The following is a 20,073-nucleotide window of genomic DNA, read 5'->3' as shown; positions in this document are numbered from 1 at the left end:
GGCGGGGCCTGCGGCGGCGGGGGTGCATTGTCGACGATGGCCTGCTGCTGCGGCGTCAACGCGGCGTACTGGGCCTCGGCGGCCGCCATCTGGCGCAGCAGCTCGGTCAGCTTGCTCTGCAACTCGGCCTTGACGGCGGCGGCCTGCTCGGCGGCGGCGCGCGCCCCCACGGCGGACTTCTCGGACGCCTGGGCCGCGCCGGCGGCGAGTTCGCGGGCGGCCCGCAGCGCGGCCACCTTGTCGGCGGACTGGGCGGCGACCGCCCGCTGCAGGGACAGGTTGTCGATCAGCTGCTGCGGTGACCCGGCGGTGAGCACCGACTGCAACTGACCGGTGCGTCCGCTCATGTAGGTCATCGCGGCCACCCGGTCGGCGGCGGCCTGGAAGGGCGCGAGCTGGGCATTGGCGGCGGCCAGCACCTCGGCGTCGGCGCGTTGCCGGGCGTCGGCGGCGGTCTGCTCGGCCAATCTGGCGTCGACGGCGCGCTGCGCGGCGGTGACGGCCTCCCGGCTCTGCAGCGCCTGACTGGACAGTTCTTCGAGTTTGGCCAGCGCATCGGCTGCGGGGTCGGCGCTCACGACTCCCATCGACACCGCCAGCACCAACGCTGCGGCCGCCGTTCCGGACACCGTTCGCCGCACTGTCTGGCGCACCCGGGTCATACGGATTGTCACGGTCCTCACGTTGCACGGACCGGTCCTGGTCCAGCTGTCTACGTCCCGGGACAGGCTACGAACTGACACCTGCGATGTCCACCCGGCCAGGTCACCCGGTCGGGATCCACCCGTTTCGCTGCACGGCCCCTCGGGTAGCCCGCGGCATCCCCACCGAAGGAGCGTCATGGCACTGCTGGAGAACGCGAAGGAGCAGGCTCGGCAGCTGGTCGAGAAGGTCGCCGGCTCGGCCGGTCACAAATCCACGGTGCAGGCGGTCACGATCGGCCGGCCGCGCGACGCGGTGGTCGCCGCGCTGTCCGACCCGGTGGCGCTGTCAACGGTCTTCGGCGAGATCGCCGAGGTCGCGAGCATCGGACCGAACCGGCTGCGCTGGACGTTTCCCGGCCGCGACGCCGACGACGACCCCTCGTGGGAATGCGTCGTCACTGCCGACGGCGACGGGGTGAAGTACACCGACGTCAAACCCGACAGCAGCCTGGAGCTCGTCGTCGCGCTGCGGGAGGCACCGCAGGCCATGGGCACCGAGGTGATCGGGCGGATCAGCGCGCCGGCGCCCGGTGTGCTGACCGGGCCACTGCTGTACAAGGCGCTCTACCGATTCCGCGCGTTGCTGCTGACCGGAGAGATCCCGACCATTGCGCGCAATCCCAGCGCGCGTGACTCCCAACGCTGAGAAGGACCCGATATGCGAGCACTGGTGTGGAACGGCGTGAACGATCTGGCCGTCGAGACGGTCGACGACCCGCAGTTGATCAATCCCAACGATGTCATCGTCGCGGTCCGCCTGACCACGACGTGCGGGTCCGACCTGCATTTCATCGACGGGTATCTGCCCGGCATGCGGGCGGGCGATGTCTTCGGACACGAGTTCATGGGCGAGGTCGTGGAGGTCGGACGGGCGGTGACCGGCACGAAGGTGGGCGATCGGGTCGTCGTCCCGTCGTTCATCGCGTGCAACAGCTGCTGGCACTGCGACCACGACCAGTATTCGCTCTGCGACACCACCAACCCGAATGCCGAACTGCAGCAGCCCATCCTGGGAGCGCCGACCGGCGGCATCTATGGCTACACCCACCCCTTCGGTGGCTATGCCGGGTCCCATGCGCAGTACATCCGGGTCCCGTTCGCAGACGCCAACTGTTTCACCGTTCCCGACTTCGTCACCGACGAGCAGGCGTTGTTCATGTCCGATGCGGTACCCACCGGATACATGGGCGCCGACTTCTGCGACATCACCCCCGGTGACACCATCGCGGTGTGGGGCGCCGGCGCCGTCGGCCTGATGGCGGCCCGCAGCGCGCTGCTGCGCGGGGCGGGACGGGCCATCGTGATCGACCGGATACCCGAAAGATTTTCGCTGGCCGCCGATTTCGGGGCCGAGACGATCGATTACGGCGCCGTCGACAGCGTGCAGGAGGTGCTGCGCGAGGTCACCGGCGGCCGGGGTCCGGACGCGGTGATCGACGCGGTCGGCATGGAGGGCCACAGCACCGGCCTGCAGGAGGTCTACGACCGCACCAAGCAGTTGCTGCGCATGGAGACCGACCGGGCCGCCAGCCTCCGCGAGGCGATCCTGGCCTGCCGCAAGGGCGGGGTGGTCGCGGTGCTCGGCGTCTACGGCCTGACCGACAAGTTCCCGATGGGGGTGCTCGCCAACAAGGGTCTGACGCTGCGATCGGCCCAGCAGCACGGGCAGCGCTACATCCCGCAGTTCTTCGACTACGTGGCGCAGGGCGATCTGGATCCGTCGGTGTTGATCACCCACGACCTGCCGTTGGAGGATGGTGTGCGCGCCTACGAGATGTTCAAGAACAAGGACGACGGCTGCATCCGGGTCGCCTTGCGGCCGTGAGGATCACGTGGGCGGGTACGGCAGACCGAACTCGTCGGCCAGCAGGCTCTGCACGATGATCATCGCGGCCTGCGAACCCGCCGGCCCGGCCCGATCGTGAAGTGGACTGCGACCAACCGATGTTCGTCAGCCGCATCCACACGAGTTGCGGTGGTGGAACGTGGTCGGCACGCGGATGTGCTGGGCCGCGTCATCGTCGCCGTGGATGCGGCGCAGCAGCAGCTCGACTGCCTTCACCCCGATGGTCTCGACGTCCTGGGCCGCCGCGGTGAGCCTGGGCTCGAACAGATCCGACCACTCGAAATCGTCGTAGCAGCAGAACGCGACATCGTGGGGTATCGACAGACCCAAGCCGCGAACGGCTTTCAGCGTTCCGATCGTCATCGCGTTGTTCAGCGACACCAGCGCGGTCGGCCGGTCGGCGTCCGACATCAGGGCGTGCACCTGCCGCTCGGCGACATCGGTGCTGGATTCGCCGTCGATGACGAGCGCCGGGTCGACGGTGATGCCGCGGCCGGACAGCGCCGCGCAGTACCCGTCGAAGCGCTCGATGGTGGAGGTGATCCCGGCCAGCCCGCGCACCACGGCGACCCGGCGGTGCCCCAGGTCCAGCAGATGCTCGGTCAGCGTCTTGGCCGAGGCGAAGTTCTCCGGGACCACCCGGTCGCATCCGACATCGACACCGCGGTCGATGAGCACCAGCGGTGTGCCGGTCCGGGTGATCTCGGGCAGGGTGGTGTGCTCCGAACCGGCCGCCGGGGCCACGATCATCCCGTCGACCTGGCGGTCCAGCAGGGAGCCGGTGACCCGTTGTTCGGAGGTCACCTCATCATGCGAATCGCCCACGATCAGGACGTATCCCGCATCGGACAACGCCCGCTCCACCGCGTGCACCAGACTGCCGAAGTACGGGTTGGTCAGCGCCGAGATCGACAGCCCGACGGTATGTGTCCGCCCCGCGGCGAGCGACCGGGCGACGCCGTTGCGCCGGTAACCCACCTCCTCGATGGCCGCTTCCACCCGTAACCGGGTGGCGGCGTTGACATTACGGGTGCCATTGAGCACATGGGAGACGGTGGAGGCCGAGACGCCCGCGATGCGGGCGACATCACCCATCGTCGTCATCGCAGGCGCACGATGCGGTCTGCGCGACCGGCGGTCGACTCGATCAGCCGGGCATTGCGCTCATCGGATCCCAGCGCCCAGAACTCGGCCTCCTCGCGGGACTTGCCGTAGGCCTGGTGCCGGCGGACCAGGCGGTCATGGCGCACATCGGTGTCCGGGGCCAGGAACCACACCTGGTCGATATGCGACCGTGCGGTCGGCCAGGCATCCGACTCCAGCAGCAGATAGTTGCCCTCGGTGACCACCAGCGGCACCGTCGCCGGCACGGGGATCGACGATCCGATCGACTCCTCGATCTCGCGGTGGAACCGCGGTGCGTAGACGACGGGATCCTCGGCCCGCTGGGTGCGCAGCGCAGCGACCAGGCGCGCATACCCGCCGTCGTCGAAGGTGTCGTGTGCCCCTTTGCGGTCGCGGCGTCCCAGCGCGATGAGGACCTCGTTGGCCAGATGGAACCCGTCCATCGGCACCAGGACGGCGACCTGCGGACCGAGCGCATCGACGATCTGCTCGGCCACGGTGGACTTGCCGGCGCCCGGCGCACCGGTGAGACCGAGGATGCGGCGTTCGCCGGCGACGACGAGCGCCCTGGCCGCCTCGACCAGCTGGTCCAGTGTGGCGTCCTGCGCGTCCTGCTCGAGGGTCACCGTTCCTGCTTCCGCGTGTGCTCGTCGGGGAGTTCGTCCAGCCATGCCCGTGGCCCGACTACCGAACACCGTAGTGCGGCCACCCGGGCGCTGCGATCGATGCGTTGCTCCAGGCCACCGGGCCGGGTGGCGAAATAGGCGTAGGCGCCGTGGAAGACGTCCCCGGCACCCAGGGTGTCCACGGCCTGCACCGCGGGCACCGGCACGGCACCGGACCGGCCCCACGACCACCACTGGACCGGGTCCCCACCGTGGGTGGTCACCACCGTGGGAACGCCGCCGGTCACCAGCGCCGCAGCGGTGGACTCCGAGCCGTCGGTATCCGGGATGCGGAAGTCGTTGGAGCACACCATGTCCGTCGCGTGGGGTGCTGAGCTCGGCCATCACCGGTTTCCACCGGCCGGCGTCCACCACCAGCATGGTGTCGTGGCCGGCCGCCGCGGCGGCGGCAGCCCGCGCGATCACCGGATGGTGCCCGTCGACCAGCACCACGTCGGCGCCGGCCAGCAGTTCGGCCAGGGTGTCCGGTGGCGGGGTGTCGGATTGCACCGCGTCCAGCGAGACGACCGATCGGTCACCGGTCGATTCGACGACCGATACCGCCGACACCGGCACCGCACGGTGCTCCCCCGCCGCCGCGTCGATGACCTCGACCCCGTGCGCCGCGAGGTCCGCCCGGATCAGATCGGCGACCGGGTCGGTGCCCAGCGCCGTCACCAGCCTGGCGTCACCGCCGAGGGCGGCGAAGGTGACCGCGGCATTGGCCGCCGGCCCACCCGCGGCGACGAACTGTGCGGTCGAGGTGATCTTCTGGTTCACCGCAGGCGGTTTCGCGATGCGGTGGATCACGTCCAGCGTGGCCAATCCGACGAAGACCCCGACCGGGGCCTTCTCAGAGACCGGCGCGTTCCTCATCGGTCGGCTCCTCCGCACCGGTCATCAGGGCGACCACCTCCGACATCGTCCGCTTCGTCGGGTCGACGACACCGGCGCGCCGCCCTAGCCGGTGGATGTGGATCCGGTCGGCCACCTCGAAAACGTGGGGCATGTCGTGGCTGATGAGCACCACCGGGATACCGCGTTCGCGGATCGAGCGGATCAGATCGATGACCTGCCCGGACTCCCTGACCCCGAGGGCCGCGGTCGGTTCGTCCATGATGATGACGCCGCGGCCGAAGGCGGCGGCCCGGGCCACCGCGACACCCTGGCGTTGCCCACCCGACAGTGTCTCGACGGCCTGGTTGACCGATTTGATGCCGATCTTGAGGTCGCTGAGGTGTCCGGACGCGTCGTGGCGCATCCGCGGCATGTCGAGTCGGCGGAAGATGCTGCCGGCGAGCCCTTTCCGGCGTACTTCCCGGCCCAGGTACAGATTCGAGGCGATGTCGAGGGCGGGCACCACGGCGAGATCCTGGTACACCGTCTCGATGCCGGCGGCGCGGGCGTCCCGGGTGTTCCTGAACGACACCGGCGTTCCGTTCATCAGGATCTGCCCGGAATCGGGGATCACCGCACCGGCGAGGGCCTTGATCAAGCTCGACTTGCCTGCCCCGTTGTCGCCGATGACCGCGAGGACCTCGCCGGCATGCAGCGCGAAGTCGGCGCCGTCGATGGCGGTGACGCTGCCGTACTTCTTGACCAGGCCGCGTGCCTCGAGCACGGGTGTGTCACTCACTGTGACCTCCTGCGGGCGAACTGATCCACCGCGACCGCGACGATCACCAGGATGCCGGTCGCGATGTTCTGATAGAGGTTGTCGACCCCGGCCTGGGTCAGCCCGTTGCGCAGCACGCCGACGATCAGGGTGCCGACCAGCGTGCCGCCCACCCCGCCGCGACCGCCGAACAGACTGGTCCCGCCGATCACGACCGCGGTGATGGATTCCAGATTGGCGTTCTGATACGCGTTCGGGTCGGCGTTCGGGATGCGGCCCAGCGCCGCCCACGCGGCGATGGCGGCGATCACCCCGGTGGTGATGTACACCGAGACCAGCACCCGACCGGACTTGATACCGGACAGGTCGGCGGCCTGGCGGTTACCGCCGACGGCGTAAACATGCTTGCCCCAGGCGGTTTGGCTCAGCGCATACCAGGCGACCAGGTAGACCAGCAGCATCGCGACCACACCGAACGTGGTCGAGAACGAGCCGATGCGAAACGAGGTGCCCAGGAAGGTGAGTGGTCCCGGCTCCACCCGGTAGGTCTCCGAGCCCGCGAGCAACCGGGTCGCGGCCTGGATCGCGGTGAACGTGCCGAGGGTGACGATGAACGGCGGCAGCCGCAGTGCCGTGACGAGGCCGCCGTTGAGCGCACCGAACACGACGCACACCAGCAGCGTCGACCCCAGCGCGACGAACGGGCCACCGGCACCGGCACTCTGGGCCAGCACGATGCTGCCGAACACGGCGATCGCGCCGATCGACAGGTCGATCCCGGCGGTGAGGATGATCAGCGTCTGGCCGACGGCCAGGATGCCGATCACCACCGACTGCTGCAGGATCAGCGAGACGTTCTGCGGGTTGAGGAACGAGTCGGAGATCGCGCTGAAGATGATGATGGCCAGGACCAGCGCCACCAGCGGCCCGAGCAGCGGTTCACGCAGGACGGTGTCCAGGCGCGATCTGCCCGATGCCGATGGCTTCGCCGTGGCCGGTGCGTCGGTGCTCACGGGTGCACTCAGCCCCAGCAGTTCTGCTCGCCCCAGGCGGTGTCCTTGGAGTCGAGCCCGGGAACCGGCTTGTCGGTGATGAGTTCGGACCCGGTGTCGTTGAAGCCGCTGGGCTTGGTGCCGTCCTTGGCGAACGCGACGACGGCCTGCACACCCTGCTCGGCCATCTTCGCCGGGAACTGCATGACCGTGGCGCCGACCTTGCCGGATTTCACGTCGGCGACGCCGGTGCAGCTGCCGTCGATCGAGCCGATGGTGATCTGGCCGGCCCGGCCGGCGGCCTGGATGGCCTGATATGCGCCGGCCGCGGCGGGCTCGTTGATGGTGTACAGCGCGTTGATGCCGGGCGCCCGCTGCAGGATGTTCTCCATCGCGGTCTGCGCCTTGGTCTGGTCGCCGTTGGTGTTCTCCTGACCGACGATCTCCGGTGAGCCCTCGGTGATGCCGAACCCCTCCAGGAAGCCGTCATGGCGGAAGGTGTCGACCGTGCCACCGGGGGTGCCGTCGAGCATCACGACCTGCGCCGGCGCATCCCCGAGCGCGGCGCGCACCCATTTGCCCTGGCTGACGCCCGCGGCCAGGTTGTCGGTGGCGAAGGTGGCGTCCACCGCGTCCTCGGGGTCGGTCGCGGTGTCCAGCGCGATGACGACGACGCCGGCGTCGCGGGCCTTCTTGATCGCATCGAGCACGCCGGTCGACGAGTTCGGGGTGATCAGGATGCCCTTGACGCCCTGGCCGACCATGTTCTCGATGGCGGCGACCTGGCCCTCGTTATCGCCGTCGAAGGCACCGGCCAGGGCGATCAGTTCGGCGCCGTCCTTCTCGGCCTGCGCCTGGGCGGCCTCGCGCAGCTTCACGAAGAAGGGGTTGGAATCGGTCTTGGTGATCAGACCGACCTTGATGCCGTCCGACCCGGATCCCCCGCACGCCGTCATGCCCATGACCAGGCCACCGGCCATCAGGACCGCTCCGACCGCGTGCGTGCTGCGCTTACCGAACATGTGGACTCCTTTGTCCCCGGATGTGACGACGATCTCGTCCTGGTGTTCAGAGGGTAAGCAGGAGGCAAGCGCTTGCGCATGCGCTTTCGCGAAATTCATCGGACCGGTGCGGCCGGACAACCTCAGCGCTCGGTCGGCACCGTCCGGTGCTCCTGGTACCGGCGCAACTCGGTCCGCACGGCCTGGTCGAGGGCTCGGTCCAGGCTGGCCTGTGCCGAGCGGCGCGCCACCCGGCGCATGGTGTCGACAAGGTCGGCCGCCCAGGCCAACTCCGCATCGGTACCGGGGTACCAGCCGGTGCTCCGCTGCCGGACCACCTCGGTGTGTCCGGCGGCGGCCAGCACGCGCGCGGCCTCGTCGAGGTGCGCGTCGACGGCCGCGGTGGTCTCCAGGATCACCGGCAGCGGCATACCCCGGGAGATCAGCGCGGCGAAATCCTCGGTGACCCGTTGGTCGGCGACCAGGTAGCGCTGCGGGACCTCGGTCTCCTCGATGATCCGGTCGGCCACCAGCCTGCCGAGCGTGCCCTCGTCGAGCGGGCCGAGCTGCGCTTCCAGCTCGGCCCGTGATGCCGTGGCCTGCACCGGGTGCGACCACGGCTCGACCACCAGTTCCCCGAGGTCGGCCAGGTCGAGTACCTGCGCCAGACCCTCGCCGCGGCGCAGACCGTCGAGGAACTTCAGGATGTGCTTGACCGTGAATCCCTCACCGAGCAGGCGGATGATGGCCTCGAGCTGGCGCAGGTGCCGGTCGGTGTAGATCGCCACCCGACCGCGACGCTGTGGGCGCGGCAGCAACCCACTTTCCTGGTAGACCCGGACATTTCGCGCGGTGGTACCCGCCCGGCGTGCCAGGTCGTCGATCCGGTACTCGGCCACCGGCCGAGTCTACGCATCCACCAGTTCAGCCACCGAGATCCGATAGTCCTGCAGATCCACGGTTTTGAGTTGGTTCACGTACTGGGTCGCGAACCCGGGGAACATCGTGGCGTTGAAGCCGTCCTCGGTGAGATACCAGCTCTGGCAGCCGGAGTTCCAGGTGGTGGCCTGCAGTCGACGCTGGATATCGTCGTTGTAGCGCTGCTGGACCTCTGGGCGCACGTCGAGCGATTTCCACCCGAACCGCAGCAGGGAACCGATCGCCTGGGTGATGTAGTCGATCTGGGCTTCCATGTAGACCAGTGCCGAACTGTGGCCCGGTCCCGAGTTGGGACCGAACGTGAAGAACAGGTTCGGATAGCCCGAGACCGCGACACTGCGGTAGGCATAGGCGCCGGAGCTCCACTCCGCGGCCAGGTCCCGGCCCTCGATGCCGGTCACCGGGAACGGCGTGCCGGCCTTGGACACATCGAATCCGGTGGCGAACACGATGGCGTCGAACTGGTGCTCGATACCCTCGACGGTGCGCACACCGCGCGGTGACAGCCGGGCGATCGGCCAGGTGACCAACTTGCAGTTGTCGGCCTGCAGGGCCGGGTAGTAGTCGCTGGTCATCAGCAACCGCTTGCACCCGGCCGAGAAGTCCGGGGTCAGCTGGCGACGCAGCCACGAGTCCTTGACCTGCATCCGCAGATGGGCGCGGCTGATGGCCTCGACGACACGCGTCAGCGGGGTGTCCCACACCACGCCGAGCGCCACCGACTCATGCCCCCAGAACCACGCGGAGCGGACAGCCTTCTCCGCCAACGGCAGTCGGCGGTACAGACCCTTGGCCCGGTCGCCGGTGGCGGTGTTGAGCCTCGGTAGCACCCAGCCGGGCGTGCGCTGGAAGACCTTGACCGATTCCGCGACCTTGACCAGTTCCGGGATGATCTGGACACCACTGGCACCGGTGCCGATCACGGCGACCTTCTTACCCGTGAAATCGTAATCGTGATCCCAACGGGCACTGTGGATCTTGGCGCCCTCGAAGGTCTCGATACCCCGGATGTCGGGCAGGCTCGCGTTGGCGAGCGGGCCGGGAGCCATCACCACCGTCCGGGCCCGGACCGGGTCCTGGTCGCGGAACCGGATGGACCACACGCCCTGGCTCTCGTCGTACTCCAGACCGGCGACATCGTGGCCGAAACGGATCCTGGGCTCCAACCCATGGGTGTCGACCATGCGGTCGATGTAGTCCAGGATCTCCGCGCTACCGGAGTAGGTGTGCGACCAGTCCGGGTTGGGGGCAAAGCTGTAGGAGTACAGCCGCGACGGGATGTCGCACGCGGCACCGGGATAGGTGTTGTCGCGCCAGGTTCCGCCCACCCGGTTGTCCCGCTCGAAGATGACGACGTCGTCGACACCCTCTTGCAGCAGCCGGATCGCCGCCCCGATGCCGGCGAATCCGGCTCCGATGATCGCGACGTCACGCACGCCTGCACTCATGCCGTCGCCTCATAGGTCAGTTCCTCAGACCAGGTCGGGGTGTAGCGCACCAGCGGCATCGGGATGACACCGGTGACCTTGACCAGGGAGTCGGCCAGCCAGTGGTATTTCGAGCTGCGGTCGATGACCTTCTTGCTGTGCCAGCTGATGAACCGGTACATCGGTACCCGGTGCACGAATTCGCTGCGCTCGCCCACGCTGCGGAACCGTCGCATGGCCTGATACAGCCGCTCCTCGTTGACGCCCATCGCGACGATGTTGTCGCGCATCTTGTTCAGCAGCGGGAAGTAGCTCAGCGTGCCGATGACCAGCGCCGGATTCATCCAGCTGCCCACGAACTCGACGGCCAGCTTGCGGGCGGTGGCATGCCCCAGGATGTCCATCACCTCGAAATCGACGGCCAGATGCCGTGATTCGTCGGAGTTGATGCGCTTGAAGACTTCCTGCGCCACCGGGTCCTTGACCTCGTCGGTGATGAACTTGATCAGTGCGCCGTCGAGCGCCACCTCCAGCATGGGGATCACGGTGCCCAGGATCGACAGCGACATACCGTCGGAGAACTTGTCCAGCCAGGTGATCACCAGCTGCACATTGACACTGGGCGGCGGGATTTCGTCGTTGTCGAGCATGCCCCACCGGCGCATCAGCGCCAGCTCGGCGTTGGCGTGCTTCTGCTCCTCGGCGTGGAAGTGCTCGTAGATGCTCTTGAGCGTGGGGGTGGGTGCCTTCTTGGCCAGGGCGGCGAACCCGCGCGCGCCGACGTTCTCGATCCACATCAGGTCGGTCATGAAGGGCTTGAGCTTGGCCCACAGTTCATCGTCGATGAGCTCGGCACCCGGTGCGTCCCAGTCGATGTCGACCAGAGACCACTGCTTGTCCTTGATCATCTGAAGCATGTTGTCCAGATCCATTGCCATGATCGTTCCTTTCAGTTTTCCGGGAGCAGACGGCCGAGCAGGCCTGCACCGCGGGCGTAGAGGGCGGGGACGTGCCGTTTGAGGTGCCAGACGAGCTTGGCGTCCAGTTGCGGCACGACGTAGAGGCTGCCGCGGTCGTGCGCGTCGAGGGTGCGGGTGGCCACCCCCTCGGCGGACACCCCGGTCCAGCGGGCCAGCTGCTGGCTCAGGTTCATCGACCCGGGGGTGATGCGGCCGTCGGTGAAGACGTTGGTCTTGACGAAGGTGGGGCACAACACCGTCACCGCGATCCCGGTTCCGCTGAGTTCGGCGGCCAGCGTCTCCGACAGCGACACCACCCCGGCCTTGGAGACGTTGTAGGCGGCCATCGACGGTGCGGCGGCTAAGCCGGCGGCCGACGCGACGTTGATGATGCCGCCCCGCCCGGCGCGGCGCAGCATCGGCGTGAATACCTCGCAGCCGTAGATCACCCCCCACAGGTTGATCCCGAGTGCCCACTCCCAGTCCTCGAAACCGATGTCGCCGACCGGTTTCCCGCCGATGCCGACGCCGGCGTTGTTGATCACACAGGTGGGCGGGCCGTCGAAGATCTCCTCGGCCTGTTTGGCCAGCAGCTCGACGGCGCCGCGATCGGACACATCGCATTGCACGGCATGACCCGCGCCGCGGCCGAGGTCCTTGATCAGGCGCACCGTCTCGGCCGCCCGGTCGGCATCGATGTCTGCGCAGATGACCTCGCCACCCCGCCGGGCGAGCTCAAGGGCGAACGCCCGGCCGATCCCGCTGCCGGCACCCGTCACCACGGCGCGCGCGTCGGCGGTGCGGCGAGGCGCACCGAAAATGTTGAACATCAAGAGATCTCCCGGAGTCGGTCGTCAAAACGGTCGGCGATGAACATGGCGGCCCGCTGCAGCGCCGCCGGCGCCTCCGGGACCAGCCGGGGCAGCGCCTGGAAGACATGCACCATGCCGGGCCAGATCTCCAGGACCGACACCGCGCCGGCGGCACGCAACTGTTCGTCGAGATGGACGGCATCGGCCTGCAGCATCTCGAACCCACCGACCTGGATGAGCACCGGCGGCAGGGCGGCGGCGCGCCCGAAACCCAACTGCAGGCGGGGGTTTCGCGGATCCTGGCCGGCGGTGTACAGCCCGACCATGCGGCGCGCGCTACGCGTCGAGCTGGCCGGGTCCCGGCGAATCCGCTCCTGCGCCTCGGCCAGGGCCAGCGTCAGGTCGATCAGCGGGGAGAACAGCACCACACCCGCGGGCTGGAAACCTGCCTCGTCGGCGTGCGTCAGCAGCATGTCGCAGGTCAGGTGCCCGCCGGCCGAATCGGCGGCGATCACCACGTCGTCGGCGGCGTATCCCTGGGCCAGCAGCCACCGGTAGCCGGCCTCGACATCCTCGGCCGCGGCGGGGAACACGTGCTCGGGGGCCAGCCGGTAGTCCACCACGAGGAAGGGCAGGCCGGTGGCCTCCGACAGCCGGGCGACGAGTTTGCGGTGCGTCTTGGCCGAGCACACGACGTAGGCGCTGCCGTGCACGTAGTACCCGGCCCGGTCGCCGAACTGCACGCCGGGCCCGAGCACCCACTCGCCGTGCGGCGCCGGGATGATCCGGGATCCGGCCGGCATCGATCCGCCCACGGCCATGATGCTCGCGACGAGTTGCCTGCCGAACCACACGCCGGCCGGGTTCATCGGGATGACGCTCGTCAGATTGCCCAGCGTCCAGCGGGTCACCATCGCGGACAGGCCGGCGCGCATCGTCGCGCGGGTCGGCACCTCGATTACCGTCACGGGTAATAGGCCATCACCCAATGTGCCATTTGTCAATGTCGCCTTTTGGCAGTGTCACGATTGTGCCTGCCCCGGCGGTCACGTTCGAGCGGTCAGCTTCTGGATCGTCGCGATCTCACTGGCCCGGAACGCCCGGCCGTCCGGATGCACCAGATCGTGCATCCATTTCTCCGGGATCTCGTCGTACGGGGCGTCCCACGAGTCCCACGGGAAATAGGTCTGCGTGCGGCCGGCGACCAGGCCCCAGTTGTATGCGCCCACCCCGCGCCGTTTGGCCACGGGCAGGATGTTCTCGACCGTGCTGTCGTCCTCCCGGGCCAGGTACTCGGTGCACATGATCGGCCGGCCCAACGGCTCCAGCTGATCGATCTTGTCTTCGAACGTCGTCGGCTCGGCGTAACTGTGGAACGTGATGATGTCGGAGTTGTCCAGCTGGATCGCGGGGATGCCGGACGGGTTGCGCCACGAACCGCGCCACACCCCGCTGGTCAGCGGCTGGCTCGGATTGACCGCCCGGGCCCATTGGAACACCTGCGGCAGCAGTTCGCCGACCACCTCGTCCTTGTCGCTGCGTTCCACATCGCCGTACTGGGGTGCCGGGTTGTCCGGCTCATTCCACAGGTCCCAGCCCAGCACCCGGTTGTCGGTGCGGAAGGCGCCGATCACACCGGTGACGTAGTCGCGCAGCACCGGCCGGTAGCGCGGGTTGTCGATGAGATCCGCGCCGGGGCTCTGCACCCAGCGGGAGTTGTGCACCCCCTGGGTGGGCGCGGGCTGGGGGCCGAGCTTGGGATGCGGATCCCAGCAGGAATCGAAGAAGACGAACAGCGGCTTGATGCCGTGACTGGCGGCGATGTCGACGAACTGCGCGACGCGGCGCAGGAACCCGGCGCGGTCCTGGGCCCACAGCTGATCATGCAGGAACACCCGGACGGTGTTGAACCCGATGGTGCGGGCCACCTGCAGCTCGCCGTTGATGCGCCGCGGATCGTAGGTTCCGGCCTGCCACATCTCGATCTGGTTGGTCGCGGTCGCCGGGATGTAGTTCGCGCCGACCAGCCAGCCCTGCCGGCGGTACCAGTTGTGCGCCTGTTCCGGCGTCCACCGCGGGGCCGCCGCCGATGCGGTCGGCACGTGCGAGAGCGCCGCACCCGCCGCCGTCAGAGCAGACAGTTGGAGCAGGGTTCGGCGGCGCACTTTGAAAAATCTAGGGCCGCGCGCGGGCCGGGAGCCATCGCCCAGCCACACTGCAATCGTTCGGGTTGCAAATTGTTACCAAACGGGCAATCTGGGTACATCTGAGCAGACAGGCGGGCCGCGGCGTCCTCCTCACATCCACCAGGAGGAATCGTGGCGTCCCGATCGGTCATCACCACCGCGGCCATCATGGTGGCGGCCGCACTCGTCGGCGGTTGCGAGGCACGCAGTTCCGGTATGCCGCCGGCCGTCGACACCGCGCCACAGGCACCGGTGCAGTCGATGCGGCAGGCGCCGCCCGAACTGCCCGCCGGGCTCGACATGCGCGTTCGGCAGGCCACCGACGAGGCCGCCGACGCGGGCGCCACCGTCGAGATCGCCGTGCTCGATCGCAGCACCGGACAGTTGACCACCAACGGCGCAAACCAGCCCTTCCCGATCGCCTCGGTGGTGAAGCTGTTCATCGCCGATGATTTGCTGCTGCAGGAGTCGCGGGGTGAGTCCGAGCTGAGCCCGGCCGACCGCAAGTCCCTCGACGCGATGCTGCGATCCTCCGATGACAGTGCCGCGCAGGTGTTCTGGAACCGCGGTGGCGGCAACGCCATCATCGATCGGGTGGTCGGCCGGTACGGGTTGACGGGCACCATCGCGCCCTATGACGGCGGTTGGGATGTCGCCCAGAGCACCGCGGCCGATCTCGTCCGCTACTACAGCAAGTTGCTCGACGGCAGCGGAGGTCTGCCCGCCGAGCAGGCCGGCATCATCATGAGCAACCTCGCCGGGTTCACGTCGTCGGGACTCGACGGCTACCCGCAGCGGTTCGGCATCCCGGACGGCGTCGCTGCCGAGCCCGTTGCGGTGAAACAGGGTTGGTTCTGCTGCTGGGGAGGTGGCAACCAGGTGCACGTATCCACCGGGGCCATCGGACCCGACCAGCGGTATGTGATGGCGATCGGCTCGCTGCAGCCCAGCGATGCGGCCACCGCGCGCGCGACCATCACCCAGGCGGTGCGGACGATGTTCCCCGGCGGGCACCTGTAGGCGGCGATGATGCGTACCGTCCTTAATTCGATGATCGTTCTCGCCACGATGGTCATCGCGTCCGTGTTCGGATCGGGTAACGCTATGGCCGGTGAACTCGACGAGTATCTGTGGCAACAGCGGCCCCTGCTGGTGTTCGCGCCGAGCGCCGATGACCCCCGGCTCGTCGAGACACGTGCCCGCATCGATTCCAGCCGTTGCGAATTCACCGGCCGTGACATGGTGCTCGGTCAGCTGGTGGCCGACGGCGTCAGCACGCTCGGTGGCCGGGTGGTCGACGCCGACCGGGCACGACGACTGGCTGACCGGTATGCGGTCGCCGACGGTGCGTTCGCCGTGCTGCTGATCGGCAAGGACGGCGGCGAGAAGTGGCGCGTCGACACCGTGCCGGATCTGCAGCGGATCTACCGCGTCATCGACGGCATGCCGATGCGCGGCCGGGAGATGGGTGCCGCAGGTGGCTGCTGACCCGGGCTACCGAGCGGGCCGGCGATCGGCCGCCCTCGCCCTCGGCGCGTGTACGGCGTTGTCGCTGATGGCGTGTACCGGCGCGGTACAGGCGCAGGAATCGCCCGCACCACCGGCCCCGGCTGCTGCCGACGTCGTCCTCGTCGATCTCGACACCGCCGAGGAGGTCGCCGGGTGGACGACGGTGAACGACCCCGTGATGGGCGGCAGGTCCACGTCGGCAATCGCCTTCGACGATGGCGGCCTTCGGTTCTCGGGCAGCATCTCCCTGGACAACAACGGCGGGTTCGCCTCGACCCGCGGGCCGGTGGATCCCGAGATCGGCCCGAAGGCCACCGGCGCGCGGTCGTTGCGGGTGCGCGCGGTGGGCGACGGGAAGACCTATCTGATAAAGGTGCGCGATACCGCCCGGCCCTGGTCCTATGTCCAGCGCTTCGCCACCGAGGCCGGCGTCCCGCGGACCTACGATCTGCCGGTCGAGCGATTCGAACCGGTCGGCATGCGCCTGGATCCCGCGCCGGATGCTCCCCCGACCGTGGATCCGTCGACTATCGATCAGGTGGCGGTCTACATCCTGGACAAGCAGCAGGGACCCTTCGCGATCACCGTCACCGGGGTCGACGCGGCCTTCTGAGCGGGTCGGCACGTTGTCACTATCCTCGCGGATAATGGCATTCTCGCCACTGGCGCGGCTGTCGCGATGCGGCGATTCTGGGTGGGAACCGATCACGATCAGGAAAGCCCAGATGACCGAGTCCATGAAAGCCGTTGTGCTCACCCGTTTCGGCGGCACGGACGCGCTCGAGCTGCGCGAGGTGCCGGTACCGCCCGTCGGTCCGCGCCAGGTGCGGGTCCGCGTCCATGCGACCGCCGTGAACCCACTCGACTATCAGATCCGCCGCGGCGACTACCCCGATGAGGTGCCGCTCCCCGCCATCATCGGCCACGACATCTCCGGGGTGATCGAGCAGGTCGGCACGCACGTGACCGAATTCCGTCCCGGTGACGCGGTGTACTACACACCCCAGATCTTCGGTGGCCCCGGCTCCTACGCCGAGCAGCACGTCGCCGATGTCGACCTCGTCGGCCGCAAGCCGGAAAACCTCAGCCATCTGGAGGCGGCGAGCCTGACGCTCGTCGGCGGGACGGTCTGGGAATCCCTGGTGACCCGCGCGGGGCTCACCGTGGGCGAGACCGTCCTGATCCATGGTGGCGCCGGCGGTGTCGGCACCATCGCGATCCAGATCGCCAGGGCGATCGGCGCACGCGTGCTCACCACGGCACGAGCCGGCGATGAGGACTTCGTGCGCTCCCTCGGGGCGGATGCCGTGATCGACTACGCGTCGGCCGATTACGTCGACGCGGTGGCCGAGCTGACCCGCGGTGCCGGGGTCGACGTCGTATTCGACACGATCGGGGGTGACACGCTCACCCGAAGTCCGCTGGTGCTGGCCGATCTGGGGCGGGTCGTCAGCATCGTCGACATCGCCCAGCCGCAGAACCTCATTCAGGCGTGGGGCCGCAATGCCGCCTATCACTTCGTCTTCACCCGCCAGAACCGGGGCAAGCTGGATGCGCTCACCACCCTGGCCGAACGGGGTCTGGTGACGCCGGTGATCGGTGCGACCCTGCCGCTCGCGCGCACCGGCGAGGCACACGACCTGCTGGAGAACCGACGGTCGTACGTACTGCGCGGCAAGGTCGCCATCGATGTGGTGGGTGACACCGTCGCGCTGCCGCCACGTGTCTGCTAGCGGCGGTGTCAGTTCCGGCCGGCGAAGGTGGCGCGGTACTGCGAGGGCGAGATGTCGAGCAGCCGGCGGAAATGCAGCCGCAGGTTCGACCCGGTGCCCAGCCCGACCTGTTCGGCGATGCGGTCCACCGGCATGCGGGTGGTCTCCAACAGTTCCCGGGCGGTGTCGACCCGCGCCCGCAGGATCCACTGCAGTGGGGTGCTGCCGGTCTCTTCGGTGAAGCGGCGCAGGAACGTGCGCGGCGACATCTGTGCGTGCTCGGCGAGCGCGGTGATCGTGAGTGGCTGGTCGAGGCGGGTCAGCGCCCATTCCCGGGTCGCGGCAAGCGATTCGCCGTGGGCAGCGGAGTTGTTCTTCGGCAGGTACTGCGCCTGGCCGCCGGTTCGGAACGGCGCGGTGACCAGCCCGCGGGCGATCTCGCCGGCCGGGCCGACGCCGAGGTCGCGCCGGACGATGTGCAGGCAGAGGTCCAGCCCGGCGGCGGCCCCCGCGGAGGTCAGGATGGGCCCTTCGTCGACGAAGAGCACATTCGGTTCGACGGTGACCTGCGGATGACGCCGCGCGAGCAGGTCCGCCGCATCCCAGTGCGTCGTCGCGCGGCGGCCGTCCAGCAGGCCGGCCTCGGCAAGGGCGAAGGCGCCGTAGCAGATCGATGCGATCCGCGCGCCACGAGATGCCGCTGCCCGCAGAGCATCCGGCACTTCAGCCGGTATCGGTCGGCCCGCCGGCGCGTACCCGGCGACGATGACGGTATCCGCCTCGGCCAGGGCGTCGATGCCGCGCGGGACCGCGTAGCCGAAACTCCCGTGGGCGGGCACCGTTCCGGCGCTGACCCCGCAGGCCGACACCTGGTATCCGAATCCCGTCTCAGGATGGAACACCTCGGCCGCGATGCCGACGTCCAGCGGCAGGGCGCCGTCGAGGACGAGCACCACCACCTGATGCGGTCGTTGCACCGGCTCTGCTCCGCTCCGGTCTCGGCGTGGGAAATGTGCGTCACCATCCTTGCATGTGTGGGCGTTATTGCCAGCGCGCTTCTGCGCGACGGCACCATGGAGGGATGCCGGAGGGTGACACCGTCTATGCGCTGGCCCGCCGCCTCGACGCGGCGTTGCAAGGGCGGGCGCTGACGGTCGGGCGGCTGCGTGTGCCCGCCCATGCGACCGACGACCTGGCCGGGCTGACCGTGCTCGAACACGACACCCACGGCAAGCACCTGCTGACCCGGCTGTCCGATGACCTGACCCTGCACACGCATCTGCGGATGTCGGGGTCGTGGACCGTCTCGGCCGAGGGCAAGTGGCTGCCGCGCGCGACCATGCCCGACGTCCGGGTGGTGCTCCGCACCGACGGCCCGGCCGCCTACGGCGTGCGGCTTCCCGTCGTGGACCTGCTGCGCACGCGCGACGAGGCGACGGTCATCGGGCACCTGGGTCCCGACCCGCTGCGCGCGGATTGGGACCCCGTCGAGGCGGCCGCGCGGATGGCTGCCACGCCGGAGCGGCCGCTGGCGGCGGTACTGCTCGACCAACGCTGCGTCGCGGGGTTCGGCAACCTCTGGGTCAACGAATTGTGCTTCCTGCGTGGGCACAGTCCGTGGACACCGGTCGGCGACGTCGACATCGACGCGCTGCTCGAGCTCGGGGCGCGCACACTGCGGCATTCGGCGACGACGCCCGGGGCCATGCAGATCACCACCGGCATGCGGCGCAAGGGCGAGCAGCACTGGGTCGCGGGCCGGGCCGGGCGGCCGTGCCTGCGCTGCGGAACAAGGGTCCGCGTCGTCGCCGAGGTGCCGGGCGACCCGGAACGGCGCCGCACGTGGTGGTGTCCGGTATGTCAGCCGGGACCGGCGCCCGACTGAGGCGACTGTCCGGTACCTCAGCCGTTCGACACCGGCAGGAGCGCAGCGACAATCGTCGTCAACGCCTTGATCGCGGCGGCGGCATCCCGTGTGTATTGGGCGTGCACGATCGCGCCGTCCACGGCCACACCGAGCGCCTGCGCGGTGCGGGCACGCTGCGGCCCGGGCGGCACGGTGTCTTTGATCGCGGCGACCATGTCGGCTTTGTGCCGGGCCGCGATGTCGTGCACCGCGGGCAGGTCGCCGCCGAGTTCGTTGACGCTGTTGATGAACGCGCATCCGCGAAACGATTCCGCTGTGAGCCACTCCTCGACCGCGGCGACCACTGGCGGATGTGCGCGCTTGCCGGTGCCGGAATGACGGGCCAGTGCGTCACGGAACCATCGCATCCACCGGTCGTGGCGTAGGTCGAGGAACGCCAGGATCAACGCATCCTTGCTCGGGAAATGCCGATAGAACGTCACCTTGGTGACGCCGGCTTCGGCGATCACCTTGTCGATTCCGGTGGCCCGGATCCCATCCCGATAGAACAGCCGGTAGGCCGTGGCGAGAATACGTTCGCGCGCAGGCAGGGCGGGCAGGTCCAGCGTTGGATCGAGAACGTCGGTGATACGCACGACCTCCATAGTAGACAGGTCTGTCTACATCGGCTAGCGTGGTGCGGCACGTAGACAGATCTGTCTACATGCTGTCGAT

20 protein-coding genes and 2 pseudogenes are annotated in these 20,073 nt (G+C 68.7%); 7 read left to right on the top strand and 15 right to left on the bottom strand.

Translation table 11 applies throughout. The annotated features are described in order from the left end of the window. A pseudogene (locus BST17_RS27410) lies at positions 1-662 on the bottom strand (glycoside hydrolase); the annotation flags it as partial. A gap of 178 nt (positions 663-840) precedes the next feature. Between BST17_RS27410 and BST17_RS27405 the strand changes: the two are divergent. Next, entirely contained in the window at positions 841-1,350 is a 510-nt protein-coding gene (locus BST17_RS27405; protein ID WP_083062162.1) for a hypothetical protein, read from the top strand. A gap of 12 nt (positions 1,351-1,362) precedes the next feature. Beyond that, on the top strand, positions 1,363-2,529 hold the full coding sequence (locus BST17_RS27400) for a zinc-dependent alcohol dehydrogenase (protein WP_083062161.1): 1,167 nt from the start codon (positions 1,363-1,365) through the stop codon (positions 2,527-2,529). 126 nt (positions 2,530-2,655) lie between these two features. Here BST17_RS27400 and BST17_RS27395 read toward each other — a convergent pair whose 3' ends face one another. From BST17_RS27395 to BST17_RS27340, 12 genes and pseudogenes are all read right to left on the bottom strand, one after another. Then, positions 2,656-3,654, bottom strand: a complete 999-nt coding sequence (locus BST17_RS27395) for a LacI family DNA-binding transcriptional regulator (protein WP_083062160.1) — start codon at positions 3,652-3,654, stop codon at positions 2,656-2,658. Continuing rightward, positions 3,651-4,301, bottom strand: coding sequence for a nucleoside/nucleotide kinase family protein (locus BST17_RS27390; RefSeq protein ID WP_083062159.1), 651 nt, complete (start codon positions 4,299-4,301; stop codon positions 3,651-3,653). Before BST17_RS27390 ends, BST17_RS27395 begins: the two co-directional genes overlap by 4 nt. 447 nt (positions 4,302-4,748) lie before the next feature. Then, positions 4,749-5,216 (bottom strand): annotated as a pseudogene (locus tag BST17_RS29905) (PfkB family carbohydrate kinase); the annotation flags it as partial. Next, a complete protein-coding gene (locus tag BST17_RS27380; protein WP_083062158.1) occupies positions 5,194-5,976 on the bottom strand; it encodes an ATP-binding cassette domain-containing protein in 783 nt (260 codons plus the stop codon). The gene BST17_RS27380 and the pseudogene BST17_RS29905, both read right to left, overlap by 23 nt. Next, a complete protein-coding gene (locus tag BST17_RS27375; RefSeq protein ID WP_083062157.1) occupies positions 5,973-6,968 on the bottom strand; it encodes an ABC transporter permease in 996 nt (331 codons plus the stop codon). Before BST17_RS27375 ends, BST17_RS27380 begins: the two co-directional genes overlap by 4 nt. 8 nt (positions 6,969-6,976) lie before the next feature. Then, on the bottom strand, positions 6,977-7,969 hold the full coding sequence (locus BST17_RS27370) for a substrate-binding domain-containing protein (RefSeq protein WP_083062156.1): 993 nt from the start codon (positions 7,967-7,969) through the stop codon (positions 6,977-6,979). A gap of 122 nt (positions 7,970-8,091) precedes the next feature. Then, entirely contained in the window at positions 8,092-8,847 is a 756-nt protein-coding gene (locus BST17_RS27365; protein WP_083062155.1) for a MerR family transcriptional regulator, read from the bottom strand. Positions 8,848-8,856: 9 nt separating this feature from the next. Beyond that, entirely contained in the window at positions 8,857-10,335 is a 1,479-nt protein-coding gene (locus BST17_RS27360; RefSeq protein ID WP_083062154.1) for a flavin-containing monooxygenase, read from the bottom strand. Next, positions 10,332-11,252, bottom strand: coding sequence for a reductase (locus tag BST17_RS27355; RefSeq protein WP_083062153.1), 921 nt, complete (start codon positions 11,250-11,252; stop codon positions 10,332-10,334). Before BST17_RS27355 ends, BST17_RS27360 begins: the two co-directional genes overlap by 4 nt. 11 nt (positions 11,253-11,263) lie before the next feature. Next, entirely contained in the window at positions 11,264-12,103 is an 840-nt protein-coding gene (locus BST17_RS27350) for an SDR family NAD(P)-dependent oxidoreductase (protein WP_083062152.1), read from the bottom strand. Next, positions 12,103-13,020: an alpha/beta hydrolase gene (locus BST17_RS27345; RefSeq protein ID WP_083062168.1), complete on the bottom strand. Its 918-nt coding sequence runs from the start codon at positions 13,018-13,020 to the stop codon at positions 12,103-12,105. The genes BST17_RS27350 and BST17_RS27345 overlap by 1 nt, the downstream gene beginning before the upstream one ends. Positions 13,021-13,131: 111 nt before the next feature. After that, positions 13,132-14,250, bottom strand: a complete 1,119-nt coding sequence (locus tag BST17_RS27340) for a cellulase family glycosylhydrolase (RefSeq protein ID WP_083062151.1) — start codon at positions 14,248-14,250, stop codon at positions 13,132-13,134. A 189-nt stretch (positions 14,251-14,439) separates the two neighbouring features. Between BST17_RS27340 and BST17_RS27335 the strand changes: the two genes are divergently transcribed. The 4 genes from BST17_RS27335 (at position 14,440) to BST17_RS27320 (ending at position 17,513) form a co-directional block, all read left to right on the top strand. Then, the gene (locus tag BST17_RS27335; RefSeq protein ID WP_083062167.1) at positions 14,440-15,291 is read left to right on the top strand and encodes a serine hydrolase; all 852 of its coding nucleotides are present in this window, start codon (positions 14,440-14,442) and stop codon (positions 15,289-15,291) included. A 30-nt stretch (positions 15,292-15,321) separates the two neighbouring features. After that, positions 15,322-15,759, top strand: coding sequence for a DUF4174 domain-containing protein (locus BST17_RS27330; RefSeq protein ID WP_234807856.1), 438 nt, complete (start codon positions 15,322-15,324; stop codon positions 15,757-15,759). Further along, entirely contained in the window at positions 15,749-16,393 is a 645-nt protein-coding gene (locus tag BST17_RS27325) for a CIA30 family protein (RefSeq protein WP_234807855.1), read from the top strand. Before BST17_RS27330 ends, BST17_RS27325 begins: the two co-directional genes overlap by 11 nt. Before the next feature lie 112 nt (positions 16,394-16,505). After that, positions 16,506-17,513: a zinc-dependent alcohol dehydrogenase family protein gene (locus BST17_RS27320; protein WP_083062149.1), complete on the top strand. Its 1,008-nt coding sequence runs from the start codon at positions 16,506-16,508 to the stop codon at positions 17,511-17,513. 8 nt (positions 17,514-17,521) lie between these two features. Here the strand turns inward: BST17_RS27320 and BST17_RS27315 are convergent, their stop codons facing one another. Further along, positions 17,522-18,469, bottom strand: coding sequence for a GlxA family transcriptional regulator (locus BST17_RS27315; RefSeq protein WP_083062148.1), 948 nt, complete (start codon positions 18,467-18,469; stop codon positions 17,522-17,524). A 104-nt stretch (positions 18,470-18,573) separates the two neighbouring features. Between BST17_RS27315 and BST17_RS27310 the strand changes: the two genes are divergently transcribed. Further along, positions 18,574-19,377 (top strand): DNA-formamidopyrimidine glycosylase family protein, encoded by an 804-nt coding sequence (locus tag BST17_RS27310; protein WP_083062147.1) that lies wholly within the window; start codon positions 18,574-18,576, stop codon positions 19,375-19,377. Positions 19,378-19,394: 17 nt separating this feature from the next. Here the strand turns inward: BST17_RS27310 and BST17_RS27305 are convergent, their stop codons facing one another. Beyond that, a complete protein-coding gene (locus tag BST17_RS27305) occupies positions 19,395-19,994 on the bottom strand; it encodes a TetR/AcrR family transcriptional regulator (RefSeq protein ID WP_083062165.1) in 600 nt (199 codons plus the stop codon). Between the last annotated feature and the right edge of the window lie 79 nt (positions 19,995-20,073).

The organism is Mycolicibacterium bacteremicum (assembly GCF_002086115.1).
In the GTDB taxonomy this organism is placed as follows: Bacteria; Actinomycetota; Actinomycetes; order Mycobacteriales; family Mycobacteriaceae; genus Mycobacterium; species Mycobacterium bacteremicum.
The sequence above is the reverse complement of the archived record's forward strand: the minus strand, read 5'-3'. Positions and strand labels throughout refer to the sequence as shown.

Bases quoted from the DNA above. Each gene is read 5' to 3' on its own strand.
- BST17_RS27395 (WP_083062160.1), bottom strand. From the start codon at position 3,654: ATGACGACGATGGGTGATGTCGCCCGCATCGCGGGCGTCTCGGCCTCC.
- BST17_RS27370 (WP_083062156.1), bottom strand. From the start codon at position 7,969: ATGTTCGGTAAGCGCAGCACGCACGCGGTCGGAGCGGTCCTGATGGCC.
- BST17_RS27355 (WP_083062153.1), bottom strand. From the start codon at position 11,252: ATGGCAATGGATCTGGACAACATGCTTCAGATGATCAAGGACAAGCAG.
- BST17_RS27345 (WP_083062168.1), bottom strand. From the start codon at position 13,020: ATGCGCGCCGGCCTGTCCGCGATGGTGACCCGCTGGACGCTGGGCAAT.
- BST17_RS27320 (WP_083062149.1), top strand. From the start codon at position 16,506: ATGACCGAGTCCATGAAAGCCGTTGTGCTCACCCGTTTCGGCGGCACG.
- BST17_RS27350 (WP_083062152.1), bottom strand. From the start codon at position 12,103: ATGTTCAACATTTTCGGTGCGCCTCGCCGCACCGCCGACGCGCGCGCC.
- BST17_RS27405 (WP_083062162.1), top strand. From the start codon at position 841: ATGGCACTGCTGGAGAACGCGAAGGAGCAGGCTCGGCAGCTGGTCGAG.
- BST17_RS27335 (WP_083062167.1), top strand. From the start codon at position 14,440: ATGGTGGCGGCCGCACTCGTCGGCGGTTGCGAGGCACGCAGTTCCGGT.
- BST17_RS27330 (WP_234807856.1), top strand. From the start codon at position 15,322: ATGATCGTTCTCGCCACGATGGTCATCGCGTCCGTGTTCGGATCGGGT.
- BST17_RS27360 (WP_083062154.1), bottom strand. From the start codon at position 10,335: ATGAGTGCAGGCGTGCGTGACGTCGCGATCATCGGAGCCGGATTCGCC.
- BST17_RS27310 (WP_083062147.1), top strand. From the start codon at position 18,574: ATGCCGGAGGGTGACACCGTCTATGCGCTGGCCCGCCGCCTCGACGCG.
- BST17_RS27400 (WP_083062161.1), top strand. From the start codon at position 1,363: ATGCGAGCACTGGTGTGGAACGGCGTGAACGATCTGGCCGTCGAGACG.